At 46.3% G+C, this 23,333-nt stretch carries 16 protein-coding genes; 11 read left to right on the forward strand and 5 right to left on the reverse strand.

Translation table 11 applies throughout. The annotated features are described in order from the left end of the window. Positions 1 to 591: 591 nt before the first annotated feature. Together RIE73_RS07550 and RIE73_RS07555 are read left to right on the forward strand one after the other, a co-directional pair. Positions 592 to 1,233 carry a bifunctional 4-hydroxy-2-oxoglutarate aldolase/2-dehydro-3-deoxy-phosphogluconate aldolase gene (locus RIE73_RS07550; protein WP_446400621.1) on the forward strand — a complete coding sequence of 214 codons (642 nt, stop codon included), beginning with the start codon at positions 592 to 594 and terminating at the stop codon, positions 1,231 to 1,233. 41 nt (positions 1,234 to 1,274) lie between these two features. Next, positions 1,275 to 1,787, forward strand: a complete 513-nt coding sequence (locus tag RIE73_RS07555) for a L,D-transpeptidase (RefSeq protein WP_446400608.1) — start codon at positions 1,275 to 1,277, stop codon at positions 1,785 to 1,787. A 75-nt stretch (positions 1,788 to 1,862) separates the two neighbouring features. Here RIE73_RS07555 and RIE73_RS07560 read toward each other — a convergent pair whose 3' ends face one another. The 4 genes from RIE73_RS07560 to RIE73_RS07575 form a co-directional block, all read right to left on the reverse strand. Then, a complete protein-coding gene (locus RIE73_RS07560) occupies positions 1,863 to 4,202 on the reverse strand; it encodes an NACHT domain-containing protein (RefSeq protein WP_446400609.1) in 2,340 nt (779 codons plus the stop codon). Between the two features lie 357 nt (positions 4,203 to 4,559). Next, on the reverse strand, positions 4,560 to 5,042 hold the full coding sequence (locus tag RIE73_RS07565) for a DUF3368 domain-containing protein (protein ID WP_446400610.1): 483 nt from the start codon (positions 5,040 to 5,042) through the stop codon (positions 4,560 to 4,562). A gap of 8 nt (positions 5,043 to 5,050) precedes the next feature. After that, the gene (locus RIE73_RS07570) at positions 5,051 to 5,317 is read right to left on the reverse strand and encodes a UPF0175 family protein (protein WP_446400611.1); all 267 of its coding nucleotides are present in this window, start codon (positions 5,315 to 5,317) and stop codon (positions 5,051 to 5,053) included. Between the two features lie 282 nt (positions 5,318 to 5,599). Beyond that, positions 5,600 to 6,940 carry a cytochrome P450 gene (locus tag RIE73_RS07575; RefSeq protein WP_446400612.1) on the reverse strand — a complete coding sequence of 447 codons (1,341 nt, stop codon included), beginning with the start codon at positions 6,938 to 6,940 and terminating at the stop codon, positions 5,600 to 5,602. A gap of 870 nt (positions 6,941 to 7,810) precedes the next feature. Here RIE73_RS07575 and adhE point away from each other — a divergent pair. The 9 genes from adhE (at position 7,811) to RIE73_RS07620 (ending at position 22,213) form a co-directional block, all read left to right on the forward strand. Continuing rightward, positions 7,811 to 10,495, forward strand: a complete 2,685-nt coding sequence (adhE, locus tag RIE73_RS07580) for a bifunctional acetaldehyde-CoA/alcohol dehydrogenase (protein ID WP_446400613.1) — start codon at positions 7,811 to 7,813, stop codon at positions 10,493 to 10,495. Between the two features lie 120 nt (positions 10,496 to 10,615). Beyond that, entirely contained in the window at positions 10,616 to 11,146 is a 531-nt protein-coding gene (hoxE, locus tag RIE73_RS07585) for a bidirectional hydrogenase complex protein HoxE (protein WP_446393459.1), read from the forward strand. Between the two features lie 64 nt (positions 11,147 to 11,210). After that, entirely contained in the window at positions 11,211 to 12,839 is a 1,629-nt protein-coding gene (gene nuoF, locus RIE73_RS07590) for an NADH-quinone oxidoreductase subunit NuoF (protein WP_446400614.1), read from the forward strand. A 250-nt stretch (positions 12,840 to 13,089) separates the two neighbouring features. Then, positions 13,090 to 13,806: a bidirectional hydrogenase complex protein HoxU gene (hoxU, locus tag RIE73_RS07595; RefSeq protein ID WP_446400615.1), complete on the forward strand. Its 717-nt coding sequence runs from the start codon at positions 13,090 to 13,092 to the stop codon at positions 13,804 to 13,806. A gap of 164 nt (positions 13,807 to 13,970) precedes the next feature. Then, positions 13,971 to 14,519 carry an NADH-quinone oxidoreductase subunit B family protein gene (locus RIE73_RS07600; RefSeq protein WP_446386194.1) on the forward strand — a complete coding sequence of 183 codons (549 nt, stop codon included), beginning with the start codon at positions 13,971 to 13,973 and terminating at the stop codon, positions 14,517 to 14,519. Between the two features lie 218 nt (positions 14,520 to 14,737). Beyond that, positions 14,738 to 16,162, forward strand: a complete 1,425-nt coding sequence (locus RIE73_RS07605) for a Ni/Fe hydrogenase subunit alpha (RefSeq protein ID WP_446400616.1) — start codon at positions 14,738 to 14,740, stop codon at positions 16,160 to 16,162. A 518-nt stretch (positions 16,163 to 16,680) separates the two neighbouring features. Then, the gene (locus RIE73_RS07610) at positions 16,681 to 16,905 is read left to right on the forward strand and encodes a hypothetical protein (protein WP_446400617.1); all 225 of its coding nucleotides are present in this window, start codon (positions 16,681 to 16,683) and stop codon (positions 16,903 to 16,905) included. A gap of 326 nt (positions 16,906 to 17,231) precedes the next feature. After that, complete coding sequence (locus RIE73_RS07615; RefSeq protein ID WP_446400618.1) at positions 17,232 to 18,560, forward strand: AAA-like domain-containing protein; 1,329 nt, start codon at positions 17,232 to 17,234, stop codon at positions 18,558 to 18,560. A 143-nt stretch (positions 18,561 to 18,703) separates the two neighbouring features. Beyond that, positions 18,704 to 22,213 (forward strand): WD40 domain-containing protein, encoded by a 3,510-nt coding sequence (locus tag RIE73_RS07620; RefSeq protein WP_446400619.1) that lies wholly within the window; start codon positions 18,704 to 18,706, stop codon positions 22,211 to 22,213. A 55-nt stretch (positions 22,214 to 22,268) separates the two neighbouring features. On the opposite strand, the gene RIE73_RS07625 is transcribed toward RIE73_RS07620, so the two are convergent. After that, entirely contained in the window at positions 22,269 to 23,228 is a 960-nt protein-coding gene (locus tag RIE73_RS07625) for an Rpn family recombination-promoting nuclease/putative transposase (protein ID WP_446400620.1), read from the reverse strand. Positions 23,229 to 23,333 lie beyond the last annotated feature (105 nt).

A 23,333-nucleotide genomic window follows, 5' to 3' on the forward strand; every position in this document is an offset into this window, starting at 1 on the left:
GAGCAGGATTTATCGCATTCAACCGAGCCTGCATGTGGGTAAATAAGTTTGTAGTAAGGGCTTTAGCCTATAAAATAACTCACAGGCTCCGACGACAAACTGAGCAGGATTTATCGTGTTCAACCGAGCCTGCATGTGGGTAAATAAGTTTGTAGTAAGGGCTTTAGCCTATAAAATAACTCACAGGCTCCGACGACAAACTGAGCAGGATTTATCGCATTCAACCGAGCCTGCATGTGGGTAAATAAGTTTGTAGTAAGGGCTTTAGCCTATAAAATAACTCACAGGCTCCGACGACAAACTGAGCAGGATTTATCGTGCTCAACCGAGCCTGCATGTGGGTAAATAAGTTTGTAGTAAGGGCTTTAGCCTATAAAATAGCTCACAGGCTCCGACGACAAACTGAGCAGGATTTATCGCATTCAACCGAGCCGGAATGTTGGTAAATTAAGAGTTTGTAGTCAGTGTTTATACGTTGACCGGCGCTAAAGCGCAACTACAAGCGCAACTACAAGCGCAACTACAAGCGCAACTACAAGCGTAACTACAAGCGTAACTACAAACTGAGTAAGTGCAAATATAATTGTGAGTATATCAAATCAATCTTGGTTGACTCTTCTACAACAACATCGTACCATTGCCGTAATTCGGGCGTCTGACCAATCTGTAGGACGTCAAATGGCGCAGGCGGTAGCGAAAGGGGGAATCCAATTAATTGAGATTACCTGGAATACAGACGCGGCTGCTGATTTAATTCGTCATCTGCGCCAAGCGTTACCGAATTGTACGATTGGTACAGGGACATTGTTAACCCTGGAACAGGTACATCAAGCAATCGAGGCGGGGGCTGAGTTTCTGTTTACCCCTCATACTGATACAACTCTAATTAATACGGCTGTTAATGCGGGAGTTCCTATTGTTCCTGGCGCACTTTCTCCCAGTGAAATTGTGACCGCTTGGGATGCGGGGGCTAGTTGCGTTAAGGTGTTTCCGATTCAGGCGGTGGGCGGTGTTAGTTATATTAAAGCCTTACAAGGACCTTTGGGTCATATTCCCCTGATTCCTACAGGTGGCGTCACCTTCGCCAATGCTAAAGACTTTATCACAGCCGGTGCGATCGCGGTCGGGTTGGCGGGAGATTTGTTCCCCACATCCCTCATCGCGTCTGGAGATTGGCACGGAATTACCCAACGGGCGAAAAAACTTCGCTCCCAATTCAGCGGTGATCTATAAAATGGAAATAAGAGGATCATTGTGTCACCTCCTAAGTTTCCATGAAAAGCATCAGATTTGCCCATTGGGGGCGCCGTTTTGGAACGTTCCTAGCGGGCGTCGCCTTAGCTACAATCCTGTTTGGGTTGGAGACACCTGTCGCCCATCCTACACCCCACACTGAACAGATTGCCAGCAAAATGGTGGCGCTGCAAAATACGAATCAGCGCTGGATTGAAATTAATCTCAGCAATCAACGGTTAATTGCGTGGGAAGGCGGAAATCAAGTCTATGCGGTGATTGTCTCCACTGGGAAACAGGCTACACCTACCCGTACCGGTGTCTTTAACATTCAAACCAAGCTGCGCCGCGATCGCATGCGGGGTCCGGGTTATGATATCTCTAATGTGCCGTATACCATGTATTACCAAGGTGGCTATGCGATTCATGGGGCGTATTGGCACAATAACTTTGGTACTCGTATGAGTCATGGTTGTGTAAATGTAGCAGTTGATCACGCCGAGTGGTTATATAATTGGGCGTCTGTGGGAACGCCAGTGGTGATTCATCAGTAAACCCCCCAGATAATCAGGGCGGGTTTTGAATCAACATTATCATTAATAGCGAAACGTAATTTCCTAAACCCGCCCCTACAAATTCACGCGCCATGTTCTTAAAGCAAGTGAAGAGTCACAACTTCCCTCATCAACAATCAAGACGTTATTTTCGATTTCCGCCCTCACCTCAGCACTCACTTGACCCTCACTATTGAGACAATCGACGAGAAACTGATTTGCCTGATAATATTGCTGTAATCGTTGCCATTGGTCTTGGCTAAACTGCCAATCTTGTCCAATAGCGCGATGTTCAATAATACTAGCACGAAACTGTTGCAGCCAAGCTTCACCGTTGATTTGCCACCAAGCTTGTAACCCTTCTTTTCCTTGGGCGGGATCAGGAAGTTGAGCTTTAATTTGCTGGAGAGACTGCTGGAATGCTTTGTCCAACTGAAAGGTTCGTTCAAAATCTAAGGCAAATTCTAGGTTGAGAATCTGTTTAACCGTCGGCTTCTTAATCAGCGTCTCAGTTAAATCCAATGCCCGCGCTAGGGTTAAATCTAAGGCTAAATCGTCGGGTAATTCCTGGGCTAGCTTGGCATCAAGAGACACCGCTAAGTTTAAATCCCGATCCTGAAATAATGTCCAGTAAAAGGCTCGCAATGCAGCAGGGTGGCAATCCAATTTTAGCTGATTTACTTTCTGATAAATGCTGTCAATAAAGGTCTGAATTTGCAGATCATCCTTGACTAACTTATCAATTTCCTCCTTGATTAGCTGGAGTAATAGATCCGCCGTGGGTAAAAGACTCACGGTGAGCAAAAAGACTTCCTTCCATTGGGGATCAGTGATATGAGTAGCTAACTGTTGCAGTGCTTCTGTGGTTTGAGTTGCGACAATTTTTCGGGCGGTTAGATATTCCTGAAACGTGAGATGAGAAAAGGAATAAATATCTCGCGCCCGTTCCACGAGTAACCCATGTTGTAACTCAATGGCTTTGAGAACACCTGTACTGGTTAACCATAAAGTTTCTAAATCCTGACTCGAATTGGGTAAATTTTGGAGATAGTCGGAAATAATTGGCAGAACTTCACTTTTTTCAAAAAAGTAGTTTCCCTGTTCAAACATCGTCGCCGCGATTTGACTCAGGAGTTTTATCTTATCAGGAAGCTGTAAGTTGCGATAGGTTTGATCCCGTTGAATTCCTCTGGCTTTATCCCAGCGCACTAACAAAATATCTAATCCCGCTTGATAGAGTTTGGCGCGTTTGCTGGGAAAGGTTGCCCGTTCCTGAAATACGGAACAGACTAAACTGAGTAAAATTGGGGTGACGACGAGTTCTCGAATCGGTTGGTTGTCGGGATGGTGTAATTGTTCCAAAAATTGAGAGGCTTTGGCTAAGCCGACGGGCTGATAATTTTTGTTGGTGGCAGTAAACCATTTTTGGGCAAATGTTTCAATTTGATGGGCGTCAAAATCGGCTAACTCGACATAAGTAAATCCGCGAAAGTGGTACTGTTGGGCGGCGATGCGACTGGTAATAATAATCTGATTTTGGTAATACTCATCGGCAAAGAGTTGTATCTGTTGCAGCAATTCTGGGGTATCGGTTTTGGACACTTCATCTAAACCGTCGAGTAATAGTAGGACTTTCCCGTGTTGAAGTAAGGGTTCTATCTGTTCTGGAGAAATGCCACAACTTTTCCACTTCGTACTCAGATAATTGAGGAAACTGAAATTATTAGCGGTTCGGGCTTGTTTGGTAAATTGTCTCAGGGAGATGAAGACGGGAATACAGTCTGGTTTAAAATGACCTGCATTGCATTGAAGGGCAAGATATTGTAAGAATGTGGTCTTACCTGCACCCGGTTTACCGAGAAGGGTGAGTTTAGAATGCATCATCACCGCCTCCATTCCCGGAATGGCGGGTTGATTAAGTTGAGTTAAGCGAACGCGATCGCATCCTTTGGGCTGAGAACCCTGTAAGTCAGACACCTCAAGCCATCGCTGATGGGTGAGGTGGGGTAAAATTTTGACGTGGGTATAGAGGTGATCCAGGAGTAGAGGCTGGGTGACATCAAAGGAGGATTGCAGGATACCCGCTTGAACTTGGATGTGATCCTGGAGTTGCGATCGCATCAATTGCACCCAAGCGTCAATTTGACTGGGTGTATTGCTTTCTGGGGTTGGGGTTGAGGGTACAGAGGTTGGCGGAAAATCGGCAATATCTTGCCAATCCAGATCTAATTGAAAACAGATGTCAATAAAATAGGCTCGATCAATCGGTTTCCCGCGAAAAAACTTCCAAACCGAGTGGCGGGTTTCCAAGCCCACTTGGGCGGCGAGGTATTCTTGGGTCCATCCCTTGCGTTCAAAGGCTTGTTTTGCCTGGGTGATACCGATGGTGGATGCTTTTAGCGATCGCTTAGCCATTGCTGCTGTTACCTAATCCTGACAACTGGAATTTTTCTCAGTATTCCCATTCCCGTTGTCTATGTATCGCCTCAGCCAGCCCTTACCCCCAACCCCTCTGCCAATTTTGTAGCAACATTGCAACATTGCACACATAATAAAAAACCTTTGTCTCAAAAAAAGAGACCAGGGGGAAATACTTTGATCAAAAAACGTAGGATGGGTTAGGCGGGATTTAAATTGAAGCGATAATCTTTCAATGAACTATCCAACCTAACCCAACGATGTTAACTGGGAGGTGTATTATTTAATCAATAAGGTAGTAATAATTCGTAATTTTGTTGGGTTTCCTTGCGTTTTCCCAACCTACTCTCACTTTTAGGCTTCTGCCATTAACTGTAGTACGGCATCAATAAACCTCTGACTAAAATATATTCCCTGCTTGAGCATCGCATCTAAAAATGGCTTAACGGCTTTAATCTCTCCTAATTGCTTCGCTTTAATCAAAATTCCCACCGAACCAGAAACGTTAAGACTAAGCGACTCTGCTACCTTTCTACCCGTTAACTCATCGATTAAAACAAGTTTAGCCTTTTCTTCTAATGCCAAAGTAATCACCTCTGCTTCTCCTCTGTCAAGGCTAGGCAGTAGTAAAGCGAGTTGTTCTTTAGCGGTAATCGTCTGAATATTAATCCAAGTCTCTTGTTCTAAGTCAATAAATCCAGTTTTGTTTTGAGTATAGTCTGATATTTCTTGAGCTACAGCATCAGGTATCGTCAAATTGCCCACTATTTGTCGCAGTAAAGATAACTGATTGATTTTGGCAAAAGCAATTAAAGGTGTGGCATTGCTGATAATCATATCTTGGTTTATAAGTGACTTATTCCTTGGATTTCGCTTTCTATAGCTGATTCATCATAATCAAAAATGATAATACCTTTTGCCGCTAAAATATCCATAAATTCTAAGCGATTAATCCCCGCCAGTTCTGCGGCTTTGCCCAAGGATAATTTTTTCTCCTGAAAATAGGTGATTGCTGCTAACAAGCGCAGGTTATTGGTTAGCTCCAGCGAACCCACTTTTAAAGCGGCGAGTAAATCTTGAGAAACTTGAAAAGAAATTGTCTCCGTTGTCATCAGAGTCATTATCCATTTGGCTTTCCATCACCTTGTATTGTAACGTAGTGGACTGACACAGCTAAAATTGTGGAATAGATTGATGGTTAAATTGGGCGCACGTCGGTGCGCCCCTACAATTCTAATCCACCAAATAAGGTGTGCCACGCCAGTAGGGTGGGTTAGGCGGGACTTTAATGGAGACGATAACTATTCAATGAGTTATCCGCCGTAACCCACCACTATTAATGCTGAGAATGTATTATTTAATCTAGGTAGGGTTTATATCAGTGTGACAAAGACCTAATTTTCAGCCTCTCGCCGCCAAAACTTAACCCGCAAACCATCGCGGGGATGGGGTATCGGTACTACAACCATGTCCAGATTCTGTTCCGGAAGCAGTTCCCACTGATAATCGCGCACTAACAATGCGGTAAACAATTTCATCTCCAATTTGGCAAACTCTCGCCCTAAACATTCACGCACCCCACCACCAAAGGGCACATAACTAAAGGGTTTGGACTTATCCTCCGCCCGTTCGGGGTTAAACCGTTCTGGGTCAAATTTTTCCGGTTGCGTATAAGTATCACTATCGTGATGGGTTCTGCTAATTTGATATTGAACTGACCATCCTTTTGGTAGCTGATAGCCCTTCAACTCGCAGGACTGAATCACTTCCCGAAACCCACCGCCAACGGGGGGAATCAGACGCATGACTTCCTTGAGAACTTGTTCGAGATAGGTCATCTGCTTTAAATCCTCCATCGTCCATGGACGTTGCAGATTCAGTTGCTGTTGTTCGGCGCGGATGGCGGCTACAATATCGGGATGCTGGGCTAAGAGAAGACAAGTAGACGCCAGTGCCGATGTTAACGTTTCATGACCCGCGAAGAGTAACAACAAGATTTGGTCTTTGAGTTCCTCTATGCTCAAACTATTCCCCGCTTCATCCCGCGCTTGCAATAGCAGTCCCAATGCATCTTGACCGGGGTCACTCGATTGTTGGCGTTGGCGGATAATCTGCTCAATCTGGTTCAGTAGCTGCTTGCGGCAATGCAACGCACGACCAAATTTTGTCCACGGTAAGGGTAAGGCAATGCTAAACAACCCTTTACACCACTCTTCAAACCATTGTCCCAGATTCGTTTCTGAGGCAGCGTCTAGTCCCACCAACAATTTGCAGGCGATGTCAAAGGTCAACTTTCTCAATTCTGGATACCATGTAAATGTACCCAGATGCTCCCATTTATGTAGATAACCCTGGGCAATCTCTGCCATCGCGGTCAAATATCCCGCTAATGCCCTAGGTTGAAAGGCTTGGGAGAGGATTTTGCGTCGTTGCAGATGGTTTGAACCGCCCTGTACCGCTAGAGACGCAGGTCCCAAGAGTATTTTTGTGCTGGGGGGGAAGGTGCTGGTAAAGTACTGGTTCTCATGGGTGAAGACAAAGCGATTCGCCTCGGAACCACTAATCATCACCGTGGGACGTCCAAATAATTTTGTCTTGAATATCGACCCATGCTTTTGATGACGCTTCTGGGCAAAGTCGGGATCACGGAAAAACTGGATGGTTTCCCCAATCAACGGTAAACCGAAATCACCGGGAGGTAAGGGTCGGGATTTTAGTTCGTCAGTGGTCGTCATCGCCTATCAATATTAAAAGAATAATTTCATTGTGTTAAGTTTATTTTAAGTTTGCAACATTTACGTCTGGAGATAGAGGAAGCCCGTCGCATCAGTAGGGGTACGGCTGTCTCACTCATCATAAAAACTTCTCCCCCTCACCCCTCACCCCATCTCCCCCTCACCCCATCTCCCCCTATCGACAAACCGATACGGCAAGTGCTATTAAGGACATGCAGCCGCCTTGTCCGATACTTGGTTCATGGTTAACAGTTTTGGCAGGTTGAAAAAAGCTAGTCTGGCGTTTGAACAACTCAAGGGTTGTTTATTAAGAAAGTCTAAAAATTAGGAGGCTTAAGTCTAGCGCTATCTTAAAAAATTCATGGATTTATTGGTTTACAAATCTCCCATTCGAGATAGTATAGTAGGTGTGACGGGAGGAAAAAGTAGTTCTTAGATTCCTAGGACTCCCCTAGACATGAATCCTTGATCTATACTGCATTTGGAGGAACTGTCTGCTTGTTGATCATCGGGTTAATCATCCTAGGGAATTAGGAGGATCAGATGTGAGTATTCCCATTAGGAGATTTTTTGCTTTTCCCGCCCACTTTATACTGGGAGTCGATACTATTGCCAGCGATGAAACGGTAATCAGAACAGACGATAGGTTAGGAAAAAGGACAGGAAAATATGCCTTGGACTTCGCTTAAGACCACAGATTATAAACAACCGGAGATAGGACTTATCTCGGTGACGACTTAAGGAGAAACTCGGTCGCTTTAGCGGGGAAACCTGCCCGATTCCTACACGAGCGAGTAATAACAAGAACAACCTCAATAGTGGGTGTGAGGACTGTAATCAATACGCATGACGAGACTTACTGCAACAAACATGATCAAAGTCACAAACCATCAGGAACTCGAAGAATTAATTAAACGGGTTAAAAACGCTCAAACCCAATACGCTGGCTACACGCAAGAGCAGGTCGATGCCATCTTTAAAAAAGCGGCACTCGCGGCTAATGCAGCCCGGATTCCTCTGGCAAAATTAGCCGTTAGTGAAACGGCAATGGGAGTGGTTGAGGACAAGGTGATTAAAAACCACTTTGCCTCGGAAATGATCTACAACAAGTACAAACAGGATAAAACCTGTGGTGTTGTTGAAGAGGACAAATCCTTCGGCTTCCAGAAAATTGCTGAACCCGTTGGTGTTTTAGCCGGGATCGTCCCCACCACCAACCCCACCTCAACGGCGATTTTTAAGGCACTGATTGCTCTGAAAACCCGCAATGGGATTATCTTTTCCCCCCATCCCCGTGCCAAACAATGCACCCTGGAAGCGGCAAAAGTGGTGTTAGAGGCGGCGGTAGCGGCTGGCGCACCCGAGCATATTATTGGCTGGATTGATGAACCCACAGTTCCCCTATCCCAAGCCTTAATGCAGCACCCCGATGTGAAGCTGATTCTGGCAACCGGGGGTCCGGGAATGGTGAAAGCCGCCTATTCTTCGGGTCATCCCTCTCTCGGTGTTGGTGCCGGAAACACGCCTGCGGTGATTGACTCCAGCGCTCATATTAAGATGGCGGTGTCTTCGATTATTCTGAGTAAAACTTTTGACAATGGCATGATCTGCGCTAGTGAGCAGTCGGTGATTGTCTTGGATAATGTTTACGAGGAGGTGCGCCAAGAATTTATTAATCGCGGCGCTTACTTCTTGAAGCCAGAAGAACGGGAAAAACTGGGGAGTAAAATTATTGTCAATGGGCGCTTAAATGCCGAAATAGTCGGTCAACCTGTTGAAAAATTAGCCGAATTAGCCGAATTTTCCTTACCGGAACAAACCCGGGTGATTATTGGGGAAGTGGAAGAGATCGGCACTGATGAACCCTTTTCCTTCGAGAAACTCTCCCCCGTTCTGGCAATGTATCGGGCGAAAAACTTTGAGGATGCGGTGGATAAAGCCGGACAGTTAGTGGAATTTGGCGGACGTGGACATACGGCGGTGCTGTACACCAATCCCGCCAATGCTGACCATATTAAACGGTTTGAAGACCAAGTTGAGGCGTCTCGCGTCTTGATTAACACCCCTTCCTCCCAAGGTGCGATCGGGGATATCTATAACTTCCGCCTTGATCCCTCGTTGACCCTAGGTTGTGGTACTTGGGGGGGGAACTCCATCAGTGAAAACGTGGGTCCCGAACACCTGCTAAACGTGAAAACGATCGCGGAACGGCGGGAGAATATGCTCTGGTTCCGGGTGCCGCCCAAGGTGTACTTTAAGTATGGGTCTCTGCCTGTAGCCCTGCGGGAGTTAGCGGGGAAGGAACGGGCATTTATCGTCACTGACAAACCCATTTACGATCTAGGGATGACGGCTAGCGTCGAAGATGTTTTGGCTGAAATTGGTCTCAAATACGATATCTTCTATGACGTAGAGCCAGACCCCTCCTTAGAAACCGTACATCGGGGATTAACGTTAATGAACACCTTCAAGCCCGATGTGATTATCGCCTTGGGTGGGGGTTCGCCCATGGATGCTGCCAAAATTATGTGGCTGATGTATGAGCATCCAGAGATTGAATTTGAGGGGTTAGCGATGCGGTTCATGGATATCCGCAAACGGGTGTATGAACTGCCCCCCTTGGGTGAGAAAGCGATGATGGTAGCGATTCCCACGACATCGGGAACGGGTTCAGAAGTGACACCGTTTGCCGTGGTCACGGATCGCCGCAATGATATTAAGTATCCCTTGGCGGACTATGCCTTGACGCCAAATATGGCGATCGTAGACCCCGAATTAGTCCTGAATATGCCCAAGAGTCTCACGGCATTCGGGGGCGTCGATGCCTTAACTCACTCCTTAGAAGCTTATGTTTCAGTGTTAGCCAGTGAATATACCAATGGGTTGGCACTCGAGGCAATTCGCCTAATCTTTAAATACCTGCCTTCGGCATATAAAAATGGTGCCCATGATCCCAAGGCGCGGGAGAAAATGCACTATGCGGCGACAATGGCGGGGATGGCATTTGCCAATAGTTTCCTGGGCATTTGTCACTCCATGGCACACCAATTAGGGGCTATTTTCCATGTCCCCCACGGGTTAGCGAATGCCATGTTAATTTCTCATGTTATTCGCTACAACGCGACGGATGCGCCCTTTAAGCAGGCGACGTTCTCCCAATACAAGTATCCCAATGCCAAATGGCGTTATTCTCGGATTGCTGATTACCTGCATTTGGGTGGCGATACCGAAGAGGAGAAAATCAATCGGCTAGTTGGGGCAATTGAGGAACTCAAGCGTCAGGTGGGGATTCCGGCGGCGCTGAAGGATGTGATTAAGGAAAGTGAAGCGGAATTCTTCGCCAAGCTGGATGAAGTTGCAGATCAGGCATTCGATGATCAGTGTACTGGCGCAAACCCCCGTTACCCCTTGATTGAAGATCTCAAGGAAATCCTCACCAAAGCCTATTATGGCGACTTAGGCGAGGTTCCTGATGTCGAAACCGTCAACGGCAATGGTGCGATCGGTGATAGCAATATCAAATCCGATACCCAACCTGCTGTTCCGGCGATGTAATCCTTGGCTGGGGTAGGTTGGTTATTTGTCATTCGTCATTCGTCATTTGTCATTTGAACGATAACTCGAAATCAACCTACCTTAGTCCAACCCATTAACAAGTAAAGAGGAGTGAAGATTATGTCATCAGCCAGCGCAGAAAAGGCTGTCTCGGAAAAAACTAAAGCGAAGAAGAAAGAACATCCCAGTGGTGACAAACGCTTTAAAGTGTTAGACATCACCATGAAACGGGCGCAGAATCGTCCAGATGCTTTAATTGAAGTTCTCCATAAGGCACAGGAAGCCTTTGGTTACTTAGAAGAAGATGTCCTCATCTACGTTGCACGCGGACTCAAACTTCCCCTCAGTCGTGTCTACGGTGTGGCAACGTTTTATCATTTATTTTCCCTTAAACCCAGTGGGGCGCATACTTGCGTCGTTTGCTTAGGAACAGCCTGTTATGTCAAAGGGGCGGGGGTGCTGCTGGATAAGCTAGCGGAAGATGCCCATGTTCAGCAAGGCGAGACAACCGCTGATGGCAAGATGTCTCTGGTAACCGCCCGTTGTATCGGGGCTTGTGGTTTAGCACCCGCTGCTGTTTTTGATGGCAAGGTGATGGGGAAACAAACCCCAGAATCAATCATGGAAAATGTCAAAGAATGGCTGGAATAGTCTGATGTCATTGGATTGATGCATAAGGGGAAGGACTCAGGATTTATTATTAAGGAATAACCCTATGGAACTAGCTGAAATTCTGGAAATTGCCGAAAAAGAACAGGCAAGTCGGAAACCGATTCGGGTTCATTGTTGTACGGCGGCGGGCTGTGCGTCCTCGAACTCTGAGCAAGTGAAAAAGAATTTAGAGGATGCCCTCAAAGCGACGGATTTACACAATACTGTGGAAGTCTGTAGCGTAGGGTGCATGAAATTTTGTGGTCGAGGTCCCTTGGTGGAAATTGAGTCGAAGGGACTTCTTTATGAACAGGTGACACCTGAACAGGCTCCCGCAATTGTGGCGGCGATGAATGGGGGAAGTAAAGATGATTCGGATGGCTTAATTCCCCTCGATCCTCAGCATCCATTTTTTACGTTGCAACAGCCGATTGTTTTGGAAAACAGTGGCAAAATTAACCCAGAACGGATTGAGGAATATATTGCCGTTGGTGGGTATCAAAACCTGTATAAAGTTCTCCACGACATGACCCCCGAAGAGGTGGTGGATGAAATTACTCAAAGTGGATTACGCGGACGCGGCGGCGGTGGTTATCCCACGGGATTGAAGTGGGCAACTGTGGCGAAGATGCCTGGGGATCAGAAGTATGTGATCTGTAATGCCGATGAGGGAGATCCCGGTGCATTTATGGATCGATCGGTCTTAGAAAGTGACCCCCATCGGATTATTGAAGGGATGGCGATCGCAGGTTATGCGGTTGGTGCGAATCATGGCTATATTTATGTGCGGGCGGAATATCCGTTGGCGATTAAACACCTGCAAAAAGCGATTACCCAAGCCAAGAAATATGGGTTGATGGGATCTCAGATCTTTGATTCTCCCTTTGACTTTAAAATTGATATCCGCGTCGGTGCCGGTGCCTTTGTCTGCGGTGAAGAAACTGCCCTCATTGCTTCGGTGGAAGGGGGACGAGGAATGCCGCGTCCACGCCCTCCTTACCCCGCCCAGTCAGGATTGTGGGGATGTCCGACGCTGATTAATAATGTGGAAACCTTTGCCAATATTCCCGCGATTATCCGCGAAGGGGCAGACTGGTATGCCAGTATCGGTACGGAAAAGAGCAAAGGAACGAAAGTATTTGCCCTGACGGGTAAAGTCCGCAACACGGGCTTGATTGAAGTGCCAATGGGGATCAGCCTGCGTCAAATTGTGGAAGAGATGGGCGGCGGTACGCCTTTGGGGGAAGTGAAAGCGGTGCAAACGGGAGGTCCTTCTGGGGGATGTGTCCCTGCTAATTTATTTGACACCCCGGTTGAATACGATTCCCTAATTAAATTAGGCACAATGATGGGGTCTGGTGGCATGATTGTCATGGACACGGAAACCAGCATGGTGGATGTGGCGCAATTCTACATGGAATTTTGTCGCGGTGAGTCCTGTGGTAAATGCATTCCCTGTCGCGCTGGTACGATGCAAATGTATCAGATGTTGACCAAGATCCTCAATGGACAAGCAACAATGGCGGATCTGGAAAAATTAGAACAACTCTGTGGTATGGTCAAAGCCACCAGCTTATGTGGTTTAGGTCAAACCGCACCGAATCCGGTGATGAGTACGCTGCGTTATTTCCGGGATGAATATCTGACCTTGTTGCAAGATAGTCCGAATGGAAAGGTTGCGGTGAAGTCATAAGCCTTTCTGGGATGATCGCGAAGGATCAATGGTACGGGTAGGTTGAGTCACAATCGTAGGGGCGGGTTTAGGGACTCAATTCAAATATCCACCAATAATGGAACAACAAAACCCGCCCTCCCCACCGATAAATGAAAGACAAAACCCCCCACCGATAAATGAACAACAAAACCCGCCCAGAGTCATACGTTTGTTGGCGAAGGACATAAGACATAAGACAAAGGACAAACGATAAAGGACGAAATACGATATGTCAGTAAAAACATTGACGATTGATGGTGTTGATGTCGCCGTTGAAGAAGGAACCTCGATTCTGAAAGCGGCAGAAGAAGCAGGTGTTCATATTCCGACGTTATGTCACCTCGAAGGCGTTTCCGATGTTGGCGCTTGTCGATTGTGTTTAGTGGAAATTGCTGGGATTAATAAGCTGTTACCGGCTTGTGTTACCCAGGTTGCAGAAGGGATGAATATTTCCACTCACAGCGAACAACTGCAAGAGTATCGCCGTATGATTGTGGAGATGCTGTTTGCAGAAGGCAATCATGTCTGTGCTGTTTGTGTGGCGAATGGTCATTGTGAATTGCAAGATGTGGCGATTGAAGTGGGAATGGATCACTCTCGTTTCCCTTACCGCTTCCCGAATCGGGAGATTGATGTCTCCCACGATCGCTTTGGCATTGATCACAACCGTTGCATTATGTGTACCCGTTGTGTGCGGGTTTGTGATGAAATTGAAGGTGCTCACGTTTGGGATGTGGCAAATCGCGGTGCTGCTTCTCGTGTGATTACAGGATTGGATCAGCCTTGGTCTGAGGTGGAGGCTTGTACCTCTTGCGGAAAGTGTGTGGATGCTTGTCCCACGGGTTCGATTTTCCGGAAAGGGTCTACCGTGGCAGAAATGGAACGCGATAAAACTAAATTGGAGTTTCTGGTTACCGCACGCGAAGACAAACAATGGACGCGGTGATGGGAATTAGGGAGATAGGGGAGATAGGGGAGATGGGGGAGATGGGGGAGACAAAACAAAATTTTGCCTAATCTCCTATGACATATAACTACTCTCCACTTTCCAATTCCCAATTCCCACTCTCCAAGAGTCACATCATTAATTAATTGAGGGAGACATCAAGCATGGCAAAGATAAAATTAGCAACAGTATGGTTGGCAGGTTGTTCAGGCTGTCATATGTCGTTTCTGGATCTGGATGAATGGCTGCTTGAACTGGCTAAACACGTCGATGTGGTATATAGTCCAGTCGGTTCCGACCTGAAAGACTATCCCGAAAATGTTGATGTTTGTTTAGTCGAAGGCGCGGTCGCCAATGAAGAGAATTTAGAGTTAATTCGTAAAGTCAGAGAACGGACAAAGTTATTGATTTCCTTTGGGGATTGTGCTGTAACCGCGAATGTTCCCGCTATGCGAAATATGCTGGGAGGAACTGAACCTGTTCTCAAGCGCTGTTATTTGGAATTGGGGGATGCGAATAATCAGTTACCCAATTTTCCGGGAATTGTACCGGAATTATTAGATCGGGTACGCCCTGTGCATGAAGTGGTTCAAGTTGATTTATTTATGCCGGGATGTCCCCCCTCAGCCGATCGCATTCAAGCCACTGTTGAACCCTTACTGCGGGGTGAACAACCTGTGATGGAAGGACGGGAAATGATTAAGTTTGGATAGTCATTGGTCATTGGTCATTGGTCATTGGTCATTGGTCATTGGTCATTGGTCATTGGTGATATAGATTTTAGGATTAAATCGGGCGCAAGCCTTGCGCCCCTACAGCATAAAAAGGACGAAGGACAAAGGACGAAGGACGAAGGACAAAGGACAAAGGACAAAGGACAAAGGACAAAGGACAAAGGACAAAGGACAAAGGACGAAGGACAAAAAAAGTTATGGCTAAAACAGTTGTTATTGATCCGGTTACTCGTATTGAAGGACACGCGAAAATTTCTATTTTTCTGGATGATGCGGGGGAAGTAGAAGATGCCCGATTCCATGTGGTGGAATTCCGGGGCTTTGAAAAGTTCTGTGAAGGACGCCCGATGTGGGAAATGGCGGGAATTACTGCCCGAATTTGTGGGATTTGTCCGGTGAGTCATTTACTGGCGTCGGCAAAAACTGGGGATAAAATTCAAGCGGTGAAGGTTCCGCCTGCGGGTGAGAAATTGCGGCGGATGATGAATTTGGGACAAATTACCCAGTCTCACGCGCTGTCGTTTTTCCATTTGAGTAGTCCTGACTTTTTATTGGGTTGGGATAGTGATCCGGCGACTCGGAATGTGTTTGGTTTAATTGCGGCTGATCCGGATTTAGCCCGCAGTGGGATTCGCTTACGTCAGTTTGGTCAGACGGTGATCGAACTGTTGGGGGCGAAGAAGATTCACCCGGCTTGGGCGGTTCCTGGGGGCGTGCGATCGCCTTTATCGGAAGAGGGGCGGGCTTGGATACGCGATCGCTTACCGGAATCCCGGGCGACTCTCGATACGGCGCTGGGCTTGTTTAAGCAGTTATTGGATAAGTTTTCTACCGAGGTAGAAACCTTTGGTCTATTCCCCTCCTTATTTATGGGGTTAGTTGGCAAAGATGGACTCTGGGAACATTACGGGGGTCATCTTCGCTTCAAAGACAGTGAAGGGAATATGGTAGCTGATGGACTCAGTGAGGATGATTATCAGGAGTTTTTAGGGGAAGCGGTTGAACCCTGGTCTTATCTGAAATTCCCCTACTATAAACCCTTAGGCTACCCGGATGGGATTTATCGAGTTGGACCCTTAGCCCGACTGAATATCTGCGATCGCATGGGAACGGAAGCGGCGGATCGGGAGTTACAAGAATTTCGCGATCGCGCAGGCGGTATGGCTACCTCATCCTTCTTCTATCACTATGCCCGCTTAGTGGAAATTCTGGCAGCCCTAGAACGGATGGAACAGTTGGTCAATGACCCGGATATTGTCTCCAAACGCACTCGTGCTGAAGCTGGAATTAACAGTTTAGAAGGTATCGGTGTCAGTGAAGCGCCCAGGGGTACATTATTCCATCATTATAATGTTGATGAAAACGGGATTATCAAGAAAGTCAACATGATTATTGCCACGGGTCAAAATAACTTGGCGATGAATAAAACCGTGGCACAAATTGCCAAACATTACATCCACGGGAATGAAATACCTGAAGGATTATTAAACCGAGTTGAAGCCGGAATTCGCGCCTTTGACCCCTGCTTAAGTTGTTCTACTCATGCGTTTGGTCAAATGCCCTTGCATATCCAATTAGTGGGTTCATCCGGGGATGTTGTTGATGAAGTCTGGCGTCAGTAATCTCGCTGGTTTAGGACTTACGCAACGCCTCTATCTGTAGTGGACTGACACAGCTAAAATTGTGGAATAGATTTGACGTTTAAACCGGGCGCACGCCATGCGCCCCTACAATGCTAATCCACCAATTAAGGTGTGCCACGCCAGTAGGGTGCGTTAGCGTAGCGTAACGCACCATTGCCACCATATATGATATGATGTACCTGCGTAAGTCCTGTAGTTGCTAGAGATATTCTTTCCTCCCTCGTTCCCAGGCTCTGCCTCCCTCGTTTCCAGGCAGAACCTGGGAATGTTTTATAACTGGATGAGGACACTACTCAATAATTTCATCGTATTTGATACTGCCGTCTTGATGCTGTTTCATGGAGAACAGAATCTCGTCTAAGTTTGTTTCTATGTACGAAGAGTAGTCTACAGAATAATTGAGATGTAGTTTATGGAACCTGTACAACTTGAATAGTTTCTAGGAAGACTTATCTCCATTTGCCGACTCAAATTTAAGCTGGACAGATGAAAGTATTATGAATCCTGAATTATTTTTAGAGCAGAAAGATGTTACACCTTTAATGTTGGCGCTAAACCTACATCTGGTGTTCCGCTTCGCGCTTTCTGGAAACACATTCAAACTTCATGATCTTGATATTGGCAAGGAAGTGATTAATGAGCTTTTGGCAGAACTTCTCAGAAACCTTCAGGCGAGACTCGCCGAAATATCAAGCCCTTTTCTTACCGGAGTATCGGATTGATGTAGATTGCGATACCACACCAATAAACGCGGGGGAAGCCTACTGTCGTTTGTGGTTAGTTGAGATGCGTTTCTAACTTATTCAGAGAGTAGACAACTTCAGAAAATACTCATCAATAATACAGTCCTGCAAACGTCTGATGCAGACTTTCGCAATGCTTTGCTAACTAGGGAGTTTCTTAACTTACAGAAAAAAACTAAACTCCAGCAAATTTTAACCAATAGAACGCTGCTCCGAACGGCTGATGCTGACCAAAACCCATAACCCATCCCAAAACAAATAAATTTGATACAATTTCAGAGCAAGGAGCAGCGCTAACTTTCGCCATGGATTCCCAATCACAACCAACTTGGCATCAAATTAAACAAACGGCTAACCAAGCCTTGTATCGCGAAACGGGTAACTACCTGAGTGATGTTGAAGAAAAAGTCTTGCACAGCGCTTGGGAGGGTTACAGTTATGAGCAAATTGCCGAACAGCATAACTTCACCGTCAATTACATTCGAGGAGATGTCGGACCCCAGTTATGGCGTAAGCTGTCTGAGGTATTAGCCGAGAAAGTGAGCAAAACCAATTTTCGGGAAGCCTTAACCCGAGAATACTACAGAAAATCGCAACCTGTATCCTCACCGAAGATAGAATATCCCAATGGACCTGTACCCCTACGTTCTCAGTTCTATGTAGAACGCCCTCCCATTGAAACCGATTGTTACCAAACGATTTTGCAACCGGGGTCGCTGATTCGGATTAAAGCCCCACGCAAGATGGGAAAAACCTCCCTCCTGGATCGGATTATTGAGTATGCTGAGACGCAAGGGTATCGTACCGTCCGTTTAAATCTGCGACAAATTGAACAGGCAAAATTTAGTGACTTGGATAAGTTTCTGCGCTGTTTTTGTGCCTGTATTAGCGATAAGTTAAACCCTGATGCGGTACTATCTGATTATTGGAATGAAGACCGAGGCAGTATGCTTAGTTGTACTCGCTATTTTGAAGTCCTTTTAGCCCAAGCAGAAAGTCCCTTGGTTTTAGCCCTGGATGAAGTAGACCGAGTATTCCAATATCCCGATATTGCCATGCACTTCTTCCCCCTTATCCGCAGTTGGCATGAAGAAGCCAATAATCTCGAACTGTGGGAACAACTGCGCTTAGTGGTAGTTCATAGCACGGAAGATTACGGAGCATTAGATATTAATCAATCTCCCTTTAATGTGGGCTTACCCGTGCCATTAGCGGAGTGGACATCTGAACAAGTAGAAGATTTGGCACAGCGTCATTCTCTGGATTGGACTTTGCAAATTGGTAGTGAAGGGCTTGTACCGTTACTGGCAAAGGTGGGCGGACATCCTTATTTAGTGCGATTGGCACTTTATAAACTGGCAACTGAACAGATTACATTGGATGAGTTATTACAGGATGCGGCTACGGATGCGGGAATCTATAGTCAACATTTGCGTCACCACTTAGCCACGTTGAAAGAGCATCCAGAACTGGCTAACGCCCTGGAAAAGGTGGTGAATGCAACTGAACCTGTGCCATTAGATGCGATGCAGGCGTATAAGTTACATAGTATGGGATTGATTGAACAATATGGGAATCAGGTTACACCCCGATGTCAATTATATCGGCAGTATTTTCGAGAACATTCAAATTAGTCATTAGTCATTTGTCATTAGTCATTTGTCACAAAGTTTGCAATTTAGTCAGGGCGGGTTTCGTTACATCTGGGTGAAGGAAGAAACGATAGTTGTGAAACCCGCCCCTACACAATAATAAAAAAAAGAGCATAATTTAGACTATGAATGTATTAACTAGAACTGAAAATTATTACAAAATTGGCGGCAGCTTAAAGTATCAACACCCCACCTATGTGAAACGCCAAGCTGATGAGGAATTGTATGATGGGTTGAAACAGGGGGAATATTGCTACGTGTTGAACTCGCGGCAGATGGGCAAGTCGAGTTTGCGAGTTCGGATGATGAAAAGTCTCAAAAGTGAAGGCATCAAATGTGCGTCGATTGATATGACGCGGCTGGGAAGTCAAACGACGCCAGAGGAATGGTATCTGGGTATTGTTTCTGAGTTGGCGAGGAACTTTGGTCTATCGACTAGGTTTGATGATATTGCCTGGTGGAAGCAACATAAGACAGTATCCCCGTTACAACGCTTAAATCGGTTTATCGAGGATGTGTTGCTGACTCAGTTTGATCAAAATCTAGTTGTTTTTCTGGACGAAATCGATAGTATTATTAAACTCAATTTTAAAGACGATTTTTTTGCCTTTATTCGCGCCTGTTATAACCAACGCGCCGATAATCCGGATTATAATCGCCTCACGTTTTGTTTATTGGGAGTTGCCACGCCGTCTAATTTAATTGATGACAAAAAACGCACCCCCTTTAATATCGGGCGATCGATTCAGCTTGGTGGTTTTCAATTTGAGGATGCCAAAGCTTCGTTAATTCCTGGGTTTGCCGATAAAGTTGAGGAACCCGAAACGGTGTTAAAGGAGGTATTGAACTGGACAGGTGGACAACCCTTTCTCACCCAGAAATTATGCTATCTAATTGGCAAGCATACTCAAAGCCGTAGCCCCGATATTGCCCAAATTGTTCACACCCATATCCTAGAAAACTGGCAATCTCAGGATGAACCGGAGCATTTACGCACCATTCGCGATCGCCTCCTGAGTAACGAACAACGGGCAGAGCGACTACTAGGACTCTATCAACAAATTTTACAAGGAAAAAACATCATTGCCAATGACCGTCCTGAACAGATGGAATTACGCCTCAGTGGATTAGTGGTTAAACAGCAGCAAACCTTAAGGGTCTATAATCGCATTTATCAGACTGTATTTAACCTGCAATGGGTTAATGAAAAACTCGCTAACTTGCGACCCTATTCAGAAGCCATAACTGCCTGGTTTGCATCCCAGGGTCAGGATAATTCCCGCCTGTTGCGGGGTCAGGCGTTACAGGAGGCAAGACAATGGGCGGCGAATCAATGCTTAAGTGATCAGGATTATCAATTTTTAGCCAAAAGTGAACAATGGGAAAAATGGGAAATTGAATGGGCTTTAGAGGCTGAAAAAAAAGAGCGCAAGTTAGCCGAATTAGAACGGCAAATCGCTCAGGAAAAAATTAAACAAGAAAAGGAGCAAGCACAACGAGAAAAATGCCAAAATCGGATTAAATTAGCAGTGACTTGGGTTTTAGTCATTACTGCGGCTACGGGTACTGGTTTTTCCGTCCGCCAACAATTGAAACAGGCGGGTACAAAACCGTTGGAGGAGCAAATTCAACAAGCGGGAGAGACTGCCCGACAACGGTTTGAGTCGGAGCAACTTCAGGCGTTACTGCAAGGGATGAAAGCCGTGCAAACCTTGATAACCTCCTTTGGTGACCGTCCTCTGGCGAACTATCCCGCCACCAGTCCCGTGTTAGCGCTGCAAGATATTCTCAATAATATTCAGGAACGCAACCAACTCCACCATCAAGACAGTGTGGAAAGCCTCGCCTTTAGCCCCGATGGACAAACCATTGTCACCGCTTCACTGGATGGCATGATTCTGATGTGGAACCGACAAGGAAAACCCATCGGACAATTGCCCGGACATCAAGCCAGAATCACCAGCATTGCTGTGAGTCAAGATGGACAAAAAATTGCCAGCGCCGCCATTGATGATACAATTCGCTTGTGGCATCGTCAAGGGCAGTTGCTCCAGGAATTTAAAGGACATCAGGGCTGGGTGAGAAGCGTCGCGATTAGCCCTGATGGAGAATCTATCGCCACCGCTTCCGTTGACCACACGGCGCGTCTGTGGGATCTCCAAGGTAATTTGCTCCAGGAATTTAACGGACATGGGGATGGAGTCACCAGCATTGCCTTTAGTCCCAATGGGCAGTTTATTGCCACAGCGTCATCGGATCACACGGCGCGTCTGTGGGATCTGAAGGGTAATTTGCTGCAAAAATTTAACGGACATCAGGGCTGGGTGAGAAGCGTTGCCTTTAGTCCTGATGGACAGTTTATTGCCACGGCGTCATCGGATCATACGGCGCGTTTATGGGATCTAGAGGGTAACGTGCGGCAAACCTTCAAAGGACATCAGGAACGAGTGACTCAGGTGATGTTTAGCCCCGATGGGAAGTTTTTGGGTACCGCTTCGATGGATGGTACGGCTCGTCTGTGGGATTGGCAAGGAAATGTGGTGCAAGAGTTAAACGGACATCGCGGTTTAGTCACAGGTGTCGCCATGAGTCCTGATGGTCAACTCATTGTCACTGCGTCATCTGAGGGTATTGCCCGCCTGTGGAAGCGATCGCACAATCAGCCATTGCAAGGACATCAAGATGGTGTCACCCATGTCACCTTTAGCCCGGATGGGCAGTTGCTGGGGACGGCTTCATCCGATGGTACGGCTCACCTCTGGACTCAGCAAGGGCAATCCCTAGGGCAATTAAAGGGACATCAAGGCAGTGTCACCCATATCACCTTTAGTCCAGATCAGCAGAGGATTGCCACTGCTTCCTCCGATGGCACTGTCCACTTATGGAACCTCCAGGGTCAACCACTCAGACGCTTACACAACCCTTCCGGTGGCGTAGCACAAGTGGCATTTAGTCCCGATGGGCAACTCATCGCTACCGCTTCATCGGATGGTATTACCCGCTTATGGGATCTGCAAGGGAACCTCGTCCAAGCATTGAAAGGACATCAGGGATGGGTGAGAAGTCTCGCCTTTAGTCCCGATGGAACCCAGATTGTCACCGCTTCCTCGGATCGCACGGCTCGCCTCTGGGACTTGCAAGGTCATTTCCTCCAAGCATTAAAAGGACATCAGGGATGGGTCAAAAGTGTTGCGTTTAGTCCCAATGGACAGCGTATTGCTACGGCTTCCATTGATGGCATGGTTCGCCTTTGGGATAGTCAGGGAAACCTGGTCAAAGACTTCAACCAGCATCCCAGTGGTGTAACCCATGTCGCCTTTAGTCCCGACGGCACCCAGATTGCCACGGCTTCATTTGAGGGTATTGCCCGTTTATGGGATTTACAAGGAAACCTGGTTCAAGAAATTAAAGGACATCAAGGTGCTGTCGTGAGCGTTGCTTTTAGTCCAGATGGGACACAAATTGCCACGGCTTCATCAGATGGTACTGCCCGCATCTGGCAGGTTGAAGGGTTAGGTGAATTGCTCGCCAGAGGGTGTACCTGGTTGCAAGATTACTTGGCGACTCATCCCGAAGCACGAGAGGAACTCCAGGTTTGTGATTTTAGGGAACGGGGAACAGAGAAGAGGGAATAGAGAGAACATAATAACAAGAATGACAGCTTATGGCTTTGGGCGATCCGCACGACATTTATTGTCTAGGGGCTTTTCGCTCCTCCAGCCAACTTGACAAGTCTTCCAGACTGTTGAAATCCAAAATAGCCTCTGTTAAAGTTTCCAACTCTGATAAAGACAAGTTTTCCACTTGGGCGCTTAGTTCTGCCGGAATTTCGCCAAAACGTTTTTTAAGTTGACGCATTACTAGAGCTATAGTTTGTTGAATACGTCCTTCTTGGCGTCCTTCTTGGCGTCCTTCTTGGCGTCCTTCTTGGCGTCCTTTCTCTTCAGCATAGGCTAGCCGCCCTTTCTCGTCTTGTAACATCATTCCTCGCCTATCTACTATTTCAAATTCTTCGACTGTCATGTTGGCTTGACTAGCTAGATTTAAGGCGAGTTCTATCTCTGACACTTCTCCTAACGTATCGGGAATATCTTCCAACATAGCGGCTTCTTTCAGAAAATAGAGCCACTTATCCGTCAATCCTTTTAACTCGGACAATCTTTTCTTGAATTTGGGTAATTCGACAAATATTAGTCGCAATTCGTCCCCGATACATTTAAATTGCTTGGTTTCTTCTTTAAATACAAATTTGTTGACAACTTCTTCGGTTTCTTTAAACAGGATAAAGTCGGTAATTGTCACCGCGATCGCTGGATTCAGCAGTGGGTAATCTTCTCCTTTGACTAACTGGTTGCTATAGGCTTTTGCCAGGTTGTAAGCCACTCGTTTATTAAACGCCGCCATGGATGCGATTTGCATTTCAATCACCACAATTGAGCCATCGGCTAAAACCGCTTTTACATCTAAATAGGTATCTTTTAAGCTAAGTACCTGACCGGGATTGTAGGGGTTGACAATGGTTAAGGATTGAATGACTTTTTCGCCGCCATATATTATCGCATTCAGAAAGCTGATTAATATCTCTTTGCTCTGCTCTGAACCGAATATTTTTTTAAAGGCATAATCGACTTTAGGGCTAATAAATCTCATCGGTTTCTCCCTTTTTAGTCGCCAGGAATAGAAGATATTGTTATTTTACCACAAAGAACCCCTATCTGAGCGACACAGAAGCGAATCAAGCGCTCACTACGAACG

This window comes from Coleofasciculus sp. C1-SOL-03 (assembly GCF_040220555.1).
In the GTDB taxonomy this organism is placed as follows: Bacteria; Cyanobacteriota; Cyanobacteriia; order Cyanobacteriales; family Coleofasciculaceae; genus Coleofasciculus.